We start from the raw sequence: 11,582 nt of genomic DNA, 5'->3' as shown, positions 1-11,582 counted from the left end.
TGCCTCATAAACTCTGCGATGAAAGGATTCATGCGATATGTCGAATGCAAAGAGAATGGTGATAGTATTCACAATTTTAATCAGTATGTTCAGTTTAATGCCCATTTCGGCAATGGCGGATAAGGCAGCTGCTTCTTTTGAACTAAAGATTACTAGTCAAGAAGCCAAAACTGAAATATCAGTAGTAGGAAAAAACTTAACCGATGTATTTGCCTATGATATTTCGATGAAATACGATTCCACTCGATTGAAGTTTGTTGGAGCACATACGGCATTGACAGGTTTTTCTGTCGATCCGATCGTAAAGAAGGGGACCATTCGGTTTGCCCATACGAAGACAGGCAATTCAGCTGGCGAGACAGGGGACAAAGAGCTGGTATTGCTGAAATTTGAGCGAATTGCTGAGGGGAATGCTGAGGTCAGCCTTCAAGCTGTGCAGCTTGTTAATTCGAAATTGGAGATGAATGAACTGAAACCTGTGCTGCAGGTAACTGTAGCTGGAAAATCTATTACTGTGGATTGGAAAGATATTAAAGGACATTGGGCTGAGAGTGCGATTAGGGAAGCGGCAGAGCTCGGTTTTGTTACGGGGTATGCCGATGGAACATTCCTTCCTAACCGCGCAGTAACGCGTGCGGAGTTCTCTGCTATGATGGTTCGGGCGCTTCATCTAGAACTTGGAGCAGACAGTAAACTTGCCTTCAACGATAGCGATAGAATTGCTGCGTGGGCGAAACCGTATATCGCAACAGCGGTTAAGGCAGGTCTATTAAAAGGTTATGATGACGGAAGCTTCCGCGCAGACCAGTTAATTAATCGGACAGAAATGGTTGCTGTCGTCATGAGGGCTCTTGATCTAAAAGCAGACCAAAAAACGAAGCTGCAGTTTGCGGATGCGTTAGAAATTCCTGTTTGGGCGACTGGTTACGTAGCTGCAGCTGTGGAGACAGGAATTATCAAAGGGCGAGATGGTAACCGGTTTGCACCTCATGAGCATGCTACTCGGGCTGAGTCGGTAGTCGTCATCCTTGCAATGCTGAAGCAAAAATAGAACGATAAACAATAACAAAGGAAAGTCGAGGGAAAAAAGTATGAGGAAAACCATGAGTCTTCTATTAGCTTTGGTGATCGGCTTCACATTATGCTTGCCTATGACTAGTATGGCGTATGGCGAAGCGGGTGGAACGGGAGCAACGATGGCGGTAACCGATTTAACGACGGAGTACACGAACAATCCGATCGGTATTGATGTGATGAAGCCGAGGTTGAGTTGGAAGCTTCAGTCCGATAAACGTGGACAGCTTCAAACAGCATATGCCATTCAGGTAGCTAGCACCAAACAGAAATTGCTGGATAACCAACCGGATGTGTGGAATACCGATAAAGTTGATTCGAATCAATCGGTAAATGTCGTTTATGACGGCAAACCTTTGGAGTCCGGCAAACGTTACTTTTGGAGAGTAAAAGTATGGGACTTGAACAATGAGAGGGCTTCAGAATGGAGTGATCCTGCTTGGTGGGAAATGGGTCTTCTCCATGATTCGGATTGGCAAGCGGAATGGATCGGCATGAGCGACGCGAACAATATGACAACAGAAGGTCTTAAATGGGTTTGGTTTCCGGAAGGGAATCCGGCTTCAAATGCTCCTGCAGGAGATCGCTATTTTCGCAAAACCATTCAATTACCGTTAGACCGGACAATAACACAAGGGAAATTTTTATTAACTGCGGATGATGGGTTCGTGTTATATGTGAATGGAAAGCGAATGGGCAGTTCTATCAAAGCGGTCGATTCATGGAAAGAAGGCAAAATTGTAGATGTCTCAAGTGCACTCATTCCTGGATCTAATACGATTGCAATCCAAACGTCAAACGATGGCGGACCTGCTGGTCTTCTTGGCAGCTTGAAAGTGGTATTCGAGGAAGGAACACCTCTTCAATTGAATATGGATCAAGGTTTGAAAGCGGCCAAGGTAAAGATGGAGGGATGGGAGAAATCGGATTTTGATGACAGCAGCTGGTCAGCTGCGATGATCGTCGCGTCCTATGGGGAGTCGCCATGGGGGAAAAATGTAAAAATTACAGCTTCGCCTCCTTACATTCGCAAAGGTTTCTCTTTAGAGAAGTCCATTGCAAAAGCAAGACTTTACTCCAGCGCTCTCGGAATATATGAACCTAGCATTAACGGCAAACGTATAGGCCGAGATTTATTTACGCCAGGATGGACAGATTACACGAAGCATATTCAATACCAGACTTATGATGTAACTGATTTGCTTCAAAACGGTGACAACGTCATTGGCGCTATATTGGCTGAGGGATGGTATTCAGGACATGTAGGTTTTATTGGTCCGAACATTTATGGCGATAGCAATTATTTGTTCATGCAATTAAATCTGGAGTACACAGACGGTTCAACAGAAACAATTGGAACGGATCAATCATGGAAATGGGCAGCAGGACCAATTGTATCTTCTAGTATTTTGATGGGAGAGACCTATGATGCAACGAAAGAATTAGACGGATGGGATACTCCTGCCTTCGATGCATCGAGCTGGGATTCGGTTCAGAAATTAGAGGAAGAAGTGACTGGGAAGCTAGTCGCCCAGGATGGCCCAACGGTACAATTAATTGAAGAAATGAAGCCGATTAAGATGACGGAGCCGGAACCTGGCAAATATGTGTTTGATTTAGGGCAGAACATGGTCGGAACCGTAAGGCTAAAAGTAAGCGGTGAAGCAGGTCAAACGGTTACTCTGCGACATGCAGAGGTGTTGAACCCGGACGGGACCTTCTATACAGCAAACTTGCGTGCGGCAAAAGCAACGGACCGTTATACCTTGAAGGGCGGCGGAGATGAAGTATATGAGCCGAAGTTTACGTTTCATGGTTTCCGTTATGTGGAGGTAACGGGTTATCCCGGTGTGCCGAGTATGGATGCCGTTACAGGGATGGTCATGCATACAGCAGCACCGTTTAGCGGCAAGTTAGAAACTTCTAGTGCGATGTTGAATCAACTGCAAAGCAATATTACTTGGGGGCAGCGAGGCAATTTCTTGGAGGTTCCTACCGATACGCCTGCGCGTGACGAGCGTTTGGGTTGGACCGGTGACATCAATGTCTTTATTGGAGCTGCTGCTTTTAATATGGACGTGGCAAAGTTTATAGGAAGCAAATGGATGAGAGATTTGAGAGATGGACAATCGATTAACGGTGCTTTTCCCGATGTAGCGCCTAATGTTCTCGGAGAAAGAGGCAATGCCGGCTGGGGGGATGCTGGCGTTACCGTTCCGTATACCATTTGGCAGCGTTACGGAGATATCCGTGTTATTGAAGAAAATTATGATGAAATGGTTCACTGGATCGAATATATGAGAAAAAATAGCTCTGGGCTAATTCGTCCGTCGTCCATGTATGGTGATTGGCTGGATGTGAATGATCCAACGCCAGGAGATTTAATTTCTACCGCTTATTTTGCGTACAGTACAAAACTGGTATCCGAAATGGGGCATGCCATCGGCCGTCAAAAGGATGCCGACAAGTACGAGCAGCTTTATGAGCAAGTGAAAGCAGCGTTTATTAAAGCCTATGTTAGCGAAGATGGAAAAGTTAAAGGAAATAGCCAAACGGGATACGTGTTGGCTTTGTACATGGATTTGGTTCCCGAATCGAAACGTCAAGCTGCGGCGGATCATTTGGTAGAGCTGATTAAAGCGCGCGACTGGCATTTATCAACCGGTTTTCTTGGGACGAGAGATTTATTGCCGGTATTGAGCGAAACGGGACATTTGGATGTTGCTTACCGATTGCTCAACAATGACACTTATCCTTCATGGGGATATCAGATCAAAAATGGTGCGACTACGATGTGGGAGCGCTGGGATTCTATTAAGCCGGATGGCAGTTTCCAAGACATTGGCATGAACTCCTTTAACCATTATGCTTATGGAGCAGTCGGAGACTGGATGTATCAAAATATTGCCGGCATTCAACAGGACCCTGCAAGCCCGGGTTATAAGCATATTTTGATTAAACCTCGACCTGGCGGAGATTTGACTAGTGCCAAAGGATCGTACAATTCTGTTTACGGCATGATTGTAAGCGATTGGAAAAAAGAAGGGGATATTTTTAGCCAGCATGTCACGATTCCAGCAAACACAACGGCTACGGTCTATATCCCTGCTGACAGCAAGTGGGCAGTAACAGAGAGCGGCCAATTTGCATTGTCGGTGGAAGGTGTACAATTTGTTGGTATGGAGGAAGGCAATGCGGTATTCACTGTAGGCTCGGGTGATTATCAGTTTGTAGTTGATCCTATTATTGGAGATTTAGGCAGTGCACTTGATGAGGCGGAGAAATTTCAAAATGAAGTAATAAGCTATTCCAATAATGGAGAGCTCAGCAGCGAACAAACTCAGGCACTTTCAGGTAAAGGCGAGGCGCTTGCAAGCCGAATTGAAGCAAGTATTGAGGCGTACAAAGCCGGTGATGATGCACTCTTTATCGAGCAAGTTCATCATGCTTTATTTGAAACAGACGGTTTACAGCTATGGTTGCAAGAACAAAGAGATGCTGGGTCAATAAACGACGCTATTGCTAAAAAATTAGTAAATCTTGTTTCAAACGCAACAACGTTTTTGTCAGCCATTAGTAATGAAAAGCTAGGAATAAAGTGGTTAATTAGCCCTTCCGAGCTATCCGTACTGCCCGGAAATACATTTACAGTTGAAGTGAAAGCAACTAACGATGGCGATGCGAGCATTAATGATGTGCGTTATACTCTCCAGAAGCCCGAAGGATGGGAAGTCACTTCGATAGGAGATAACCAAATAGCTGTCATTAAACCAGGTGAAACGTTTGCTGCTGCATTCCTAGTGAAAGTGTCGGAGCAACAGAAACCCACTAGCCTATTGAGTATAGTTGGCAGCGGAAGCTACAAAATAAATGATGCAACAGTGGAAGTGCCTTTGAAGACGACAATAAAGATCGATTCGCCAATTATTATCAAAGCATTAAAGGCTGAACCAGCAACAATCGAGCCTAGCGGTACAGCAACGGTTAATACAACCATTCAAAACAAAGGAAGCTTTTCCATTGAAGAAACTATTGAGCTCAGTGCTCCTTTAAACTGGACGGTTTCCCCTGCACGCCAAGCCTATAGCCTTGAAGCCGGTGAAGAAAAGAATATTAGTTTTGAGGTGAAATCACCGCTTCTTGCCGTTGAAACGGCTGCTGAGCTGCATGCGATTGCTTCGTTTAATGGAGCTGAAGCAGCCAAGAGCAGTACGGCCATTCAAGTGCGATATAAAAACCCGCCGATAGACTTTTACGATCATGTAGACGTTGGCGAACAAGGCTCTGAACAAAAACATAATGTAAAGTTTTCCGCTCAGTCCGGTGCAAATGTTGAGGAGGGATTAACGAGAAGATATGTTAATCATGGAGACGCAAATGGTTATTTCCAATTTGATATGGCCGTTGAGCCAGGCAAACCTTTCATCATTAGGGCAATCGAAACGTATGATCGGGCACAAATGAAAGATTATTATGTATTGGTAAACGGAACGAAAGTGCTCAGCCGCGTGAATGAAAAAGATAGCCGAGGTATTGTAACCTATCAATTTGTTGTAGACGATATCTCTTTAACAAAGAATGGCAAGGTGACTGTTCGGTTCCAAGAAGATGAGGAAGGACGCAATTATGATCCTTCGATTGCCGACGTTTGGACGATGCCGCTGAACGCAGAATATGTCTCATTACAGGATATTCCTGCTAGAGTAGCTGGGGACTCCGTAACGATAGCGGGGTATACGACACTCGATAAAGTGGAGGTAAAGGTACTAGGGCCGGATCAAGCAATGTTGTTCAATAAAGAATTGCCTGGCGGTGTATTTAGTGAATCCTATTTAATAGAAAAAGATGCGTCTTCGGGAACTTACACAGTGGTTGCAGGCAATGGTATGACGCAAGCAATCAAGCGTTTCGAAGTAAGCGCAACTATTCCTGTTACTGAACTAAAGCTCGATCGTTCTTCCATCGAATTGAAGGATGGTGAAAGCATTGAAATTTCTGCTACCGTCTTTCCGGCGAATGCAACAAACAAAAATGTGCATTTTGTATCTAATCATGAGAACATCGTTGTCACGAATGTTCATTATGATGAGGCTAGTGCAGTAACCAAAGCAACCGTTACCGCAACCAATAAGGGAGCGGAAGCATTAACAGGTCTCATAACGGCGAAGACGGAAGATGGAGCAAAAACAGCTGCACTGAATGTCAAAGTAAGCGCAGTTGCTTTAGAAAAAGATATGGCCACACTGTCAGGTCCTGCAATGGTTTTAGCAGGGCAGTTGGCAGAGTGGACAATTGGAACGGACAATATAAGTTCGAATTTCACGGCTCTTGATGTTATTTTTCATTATGATCCGCAGAAGTTTGAATTCCAGACAGTGAAAGAAGGCATATCTCAAGCGTTAGATCCGTCAGCCATTCAATCGTTGAAGCCGAATTTCGCTGTATTCGGGAGTGCGGTTAAACCAGAGCTTGGCCAGATTCGAATCATTATGGCAACCACGGGTGAGCAGCAAGGCGGCATCGACGGTGGTCCTTTGTTCAGCCTTCACGGTAAGGTGAAGGCAGAAGCGAAGGCAGGCAACACGACCGCATCGTTGTCTGATTTCGAAGTATCGATGAATGGCAAAGGAACGATAATGAATGTGTCCGAAGCTTCGCTATTAATCGAAGTGAATCTTGCTGATAAAACGGCGCTGAATACAGCAATCCAGCAAGCGGAGTCCGCTCATGAAGCTGCGGTGGAAGGAACTTTACCTGGTCAGTATCCAATTGGAGCTAAAGCAGTATTGCAAGCAGCAATCAACAGCGCGACAGCCGTCAAGAATGATGCGAATGCGACAGGTGAGGAAGTTGCTGGTGCGCTTAATGCTTTGAATGCGGCTATGAAACGGTTTGCCGACTCGGTCATTCCATCGATTCCTGTGGACAGAACCGTATTGAACGCTGCGATTGCAGCAGCACAGACGAAACATGACAGGGCGATTGAAGGGACTAAGGTTGGAAAGTATGCTGCAGGATCAAAAGCGGCGCTTCAAGCAGCTATTAATACGGCCAAAAATGCTGGCAGCAGCCAGTGGCAGGTGGATGAAGCTGTAACGTTGCTAAACAAAGCTGTTCAAGTATTCACAGCGAAGATCGTGACATTAATCGAGGGACAAACGAAGGTTACGATACGAGATCTATCGATTATTGCGAAATTCTACGGTGTAACCTCAGCAGATCCGAACTGGTCTGAAATTGAGAAAGCGGATGTGCTAGGCATAAAAGCAATTGATATTCGTACTTTAGCAGCAGTTGCCCAAATGATCCTCGACGAGTGGCGCACAGAATAGCATTTTTGTAATTGATTAAGAAAAATAATGGTTATGCTTAAAGTTAAGACACAGGGCCAAAGAACAAGGAAAAGAGCAGGTTATCGAAAAGATAACCCGCTCTTTTTTTTTGCATTCCATTTGTATTCCAGATCTTATCTCTGATTTTCTCGCTCTATATTTGACAAAATCGCTTATAAGTGCGCAGAATTCTTATTGATCTTTTGGAGCAAAGTAACCAATAGTTCTATCTCTTCTGCTGATAATCCTTCGGCAAGCGTGTTATTTATTTCCGCAAGAATCGCTTGGAGCACCGGAGCAAACTTAAGTGCCTTCGATGTCGGGTAGAGCAGGGAAGAGCGGCGGTCCTTAGGATCAACTCTCCGCTCGATATATCCGGACTCCTCCAGCTGCTTTACTGAACGAGCCGTTGTAGCCTTATCAAATTTCAACTCATTGGTCATTTGATCCTGTGTTATGCCAGGTTGTTTCAGAATCAGCTTAAGGAAGCTTGGCTGCCCGCCACTGCCGATACCATAGGGCAAAAGCTCACCAGCGAGCTTTTTTTGATTTTGGCGATGAAGCTGAGAGATCAGCTTGCCGATCGGTTCCTGGTTCGATTTCATCATGCGCACCTCTTTAAATAAATTTCAAATCGTCGATTAGCCTTTCCTCAAACACTACATGAAATTGGTTGCGCGCGCAACTACATTGTAGTACACTGGGTGTATTATTTGGTTGCGTTCGCAACTATATATCAATAAAGAGGCATGAGGTGCTAGGTATGAGTACAATTGGTGCAACTTATCAAGAGGATGAGGCGATCCAGAAAAAACGTTGGATGATCCTGATCGTATTAAATTTATTCACGTTTATGGCGACGCTTGATGGCAGCATTGTCAATATTGCTTTGCCTGTGCTGGTCAAGCAGCTGCATCTGCCTCTAGCGCAGGTAGAGTGGGTGACGACCATCTATTTAATGTCGATTTGCACGGCCATACTTTTCTTTGGAAAGCTGGGGGATATTGCTGGAAAAATAAAAATCTTCAAAATTGGCATGGTCGTTTTCATTTTTGGATCACTGCTTTGCGGACTAAGCTCATCCCTACCCTTCCTCATCGCTTCACGGGTTATACAGGCGATTGGGGCTTCGATGACCATGGCCAACAGTCAGGGCATTGTCACCGATATTTTCCCGTCCACAGAGAGGGGCAAAGCGATTGGGTTGATCGGTACCTTCGTTTCGTTAGGCAGTATTGCGGGACCTAGCTTGGGCGGCATTATTGTCTCGACCTTAGGCTGGGAATATATTTTCTGGGTGAACGTTCCGATCGGACTGATTGCCATTATCCTCGGATGGAAGGTATTGCCTTCGGACTTTATCAAGGTAAAATCTAAAATCGATATTCCCGGCAGTCTTTTGTTCGCCGTGTTCATTATCGCGCTGTTTGCTGGACTGCTGCTTGGTCAGCAATTAGGGTATGGAGACAGCCTGATTATTTTATCACTGATCGTAGCAGGCGCTGCTTTCATCGCTTTTATAGGAGTGGAGCTTCGCAGTCCTCATCCGCTGTTGCAGCTTTCGCTATTTAGAAATTCTTTGTTTTCACTCAGTATTCTTTGCGGCTTTCTTGTGTTTGCTGCTAACTTCTGCTTTAACATTATTGCACCTTTCTATGCGCAGAATATGCTGGAGCTGTCCCCCTTCTATGCAGGGTTCCTGCTTATGTTATTCCCGATCTGCATGGTCGTCATCTCTCCGATAAGTGGTGCATTATCGGATAAGATCGGCTCTGAAGCACTCACCTTCGCTGGGCTAATCGTGATGGTCATCGCACAATTTGGGCTAGCCCGCCTGCATGACGGCAGCTCTGTTGTGCTCGTGGGCGTTTGGATCGCTATGCTCGGCATCGGCAGCGGTTTATTTCAACCGCCAAACAATTCTTTAATCATGTCCAAGGTTCCACGCACACAGCTCGGCTCTGCCGGCAGTGTCAACTCACTGGTTCGCAACGTGGGTATGGTTGTCGGCATTACGCTTGCCACTACCATCTTGTTTCACGAAATGAGCAGCAAATCCGGATACCGGGTAACCGATTTGATTCCAGGCCAACCCGCTATTTTCCTTTCAGGCATGCATCTTGTATTCATGACATCGTCGGCCATTTGCTTAGTATGTGCAATGCTGACTGGCTGGAGACTTGTCATTATGAAAAAAGCAAAAAGAGCAACAGCCTAAAACCGCATGACTTTAAGTATCCTTCCACGTTCTTGACTGAACAGTCAAGAACGTGGTAAGGTTATCACATGAGCAGACCAAGAGAATTTGATGTCGATCGTGTTTTGCACCAGTCCATGGAAGTGTTCTGGTCCAAAGGGTTTAAGTCCACCTCTTATGAGGATCTAACCCGTATGACGGGAGTTAAGAAGCAAAGCTTATACTGTGTATTTCATGACAAGAGAGCCTTGTTCCTGAAGGCTTTAGCACATTATCGCGAACAGAGCATTTCGTTACTGAAAGAGCTGGAGGAGCAGAACATTTCTCCACTGGAGAAGCTCGACTCATTACGCAGATCTCTTCTAAACGATGAAGCCATGTGCCGAGGATGCTTAATGGTCAATTCGTCTCTGGAGTTCGGAAAAGAGGACGAGCAGGTCACTCGCGAAATCGAGCTCATGTTCCTCGAAGCCGAACAGGTTCTAGAGAAAATCATGAGCAGCGGTCAGCAGCAGCAATTGATCACCTCCAGTTTTTCCAGCAAAGAGCTTGCAGCTTATTTGAACAACGCTATTTCTGGCGCTAGAATTTTAGAGAAGTCAGGCGCAGCTCGTGAACAAATCGAGGCGGTCTTGCATACATCTTTTGCAATGATTTTGCCTTGATTTTTTTTGCCAAGATTTTGACCGATGAGTCAAGAATATGAAATAAATTCAGATGATAAACAAACACTACAACCTTAAGGAGGTGGTGGGCAGGTAATTCCCTTTGGATGAACATTCACATTAAAATCGCGCAGATTGCTGCAGGCGACTGCCTGTTATATTACGCAACATTATAAAATTAATTTTGGAGGCTATTATGAACTATACTCAAACCGTAGAACCGCTGTTTAAACCTTTCAAATTAGGAAATTTGGAATTAGCTAATCGGATCGTCATGGCACCGATGACCCGTCAATTTTCACCTAATGGCGTGCCAGGTGCAAATGTAGCTTCCTACTATCGTCACAGAGCAGAGAACGGTGTAGGACTGATTGTGACTGAAGGAACCATTATCAATCACCCGGATGCATCCAATCAGCAGAACATTCCCCATTTTTACGGCGAAGCAGCCTTAAATGGCTGGGCAAACGTGGTGTCTGAAGTACATGAAGCAGGCGGTAAGATTATTCCGCAAATTTGGCATATGGGAGCACGCGGACATGTTGGCGATTATACGGAAGCAGAAATTGCAGATATCGTCCAATCATTCGCACATTCAGCGCTGGAAGCCAAGCGGATTGGATTCGATGGCATTGAGCTGCACGGCGCGCATGGATATTTAATTGATCAATTCCTTTGGGAGAAGACTAATCCGCGCACGGATCGTTATGGCGGGGACATGCTGGCACGTACTACCTTTGCGGTAGAGGTTGTCAAAGCTTGCCGCCTGGCAGTCGGAGCAGAATTCCCCATCGTACTGCGATTATCCCAATGGAAATCGAATGAATACACAGCAAAATTAGCAGAAACCCCGGAACTGCTGGAACAGTTCCTTGCCCCGCTCGTTGAGGCAGGCGTAGATATATTCCATTGCTCCACTCGCCGTTTCTGGGAGCCTGAATTCGAAGGCTCTGATCTTAATTTTGCCGGATGGGTCAAAAAGCTTACAGGCAAACCAACGATTACCGTTGGATCTGTTGGCCTTGATGGCGACTTCATTAGCCTTTTCCAAGAAGGAAAGGGTGCCACTAACGTCGGGCTTGAAGGATTGATTCAAAGGCTCGAGCGTGAAGAGTTCGACATGGTAGCCATCGGCCGAGCGCTATTGGTTGATCCGGCTTGGGCAGCCAAAATCCGGGATGGCCGGACAGACGAGCTGATTCCATTTACTTCAGAGGCATTAAAAACACTAAATTAAGTCAGGATATTAATCGCTATTTCAGGTGGAAATAATAGGTGAGTAAGCATGCTGCGTAATGCAGCATGCTTTTTTAC

General features: G+C 45.4%; 6 protein-coding genes. 5 read left to right on the top strand and 1 reads right to left on the bottom strand.

Going from position 1 to position 11,582, the window contains the following annotated elements:
* Positions 1 to 37 precede the first annotated feature (37 nt).
* On the top strand, positions 38 to 1,051 hold the full coding sequence (locus AC1DPK_RS06295; protein ID WP_477509685.1) for an S-layer homology domain-containing protein: 1,014 nt from the start codon (positions 38 to 40) through the stop codon (positions 1,049 to 1,051).
* Positions 1,052 to 1,103: 52 nt separating this feature from the next.
* Positions 1,104 to 7,406: a family 78 glycoside hydrolase catalytic domain gene (locus AC1DPK_RS06290; RefSeq protein ID WP_477509684.1), complete on the top strand. Its 6,303-nt coding sequence runs from the start codon at positions 1,104 to 1,106 to the stop codon at positions 7,404 to 7,406.
* A gap of 173 nt (positions 7,407 to 7,579) precedes the next feature.
* Here AC1DPK_RS06290 and AC1DPK_RS06285 read toward each other — a convergent pair whose 3' ends face one another.
* Positions 7,580 to 8,011, bottom strand: coding sequence for a MarR family winged helix-turn-helix transcriptional regulator (locus AC1DPK_RS06285; protein WP_477509825.1), 432 nt, complete (start codon positions 8,009 to 8,011; stop codon positions 7,580 to 7,582).
* A 158-nt stretch (positions 8,012 to 8,169) separates the two neighbouring features.
* Here AC1DPK_RS06285 and AC1DPK_RS06280 point away from each other — a divergent pair, with 158 nt between their 5' ends.
* From AC1DPK_RS06280 to AC1DPK_RS06270, 3 genes are all read left to right on the top strand, one after another.
* Positions 8,170 to 9,624, top strand: a complete 1,455-nt coding sequence (locus AC1DPK_RS06280) for an MFS transporter (RefSeq protein ID WP_477509683.1) — start codon at positions 8,170 to 8,172, stop codon at positions 9,622 to 9,624.
* Positions 9,625 to 9,692: 68 nt separating this feature from the next.
* Complete coding sequence (locus AC1DPK_RS06275) at positions 9,693 to 10,268, top strand: TetR/AcrR family transcriptional regulator (protein ID WP_477509682.1); 576 nt, start codon at positions 9,693 to 9,695, stop codon at positions 10,266 to 10,268.
* 196 nt (positions 10,269 to 10,464) lie between these two features.
* Positions 10,465 to 11,505 carry an NADH:flavin oxidoreductase gene (locus AC1DPK_RS06270; RefSeq protein WP_477509681.1) on the top strand — a complete coding sequence of 347 codons (1,041 nt, stop codon included), beginning with the start codon at positions 10,465 to 10,467 and terminating at the stop codon, positions 11,503 to 11,505.
* Positions 11,506 to 11,582 lie beyond the last annotated feature (77 nt).

This window comes from Paenibacillus sp. 01T424 (assembly GCF_056398745.1).
This window is presented reverse-complemented; position numbering and strand designations above follow the sequence as displayed.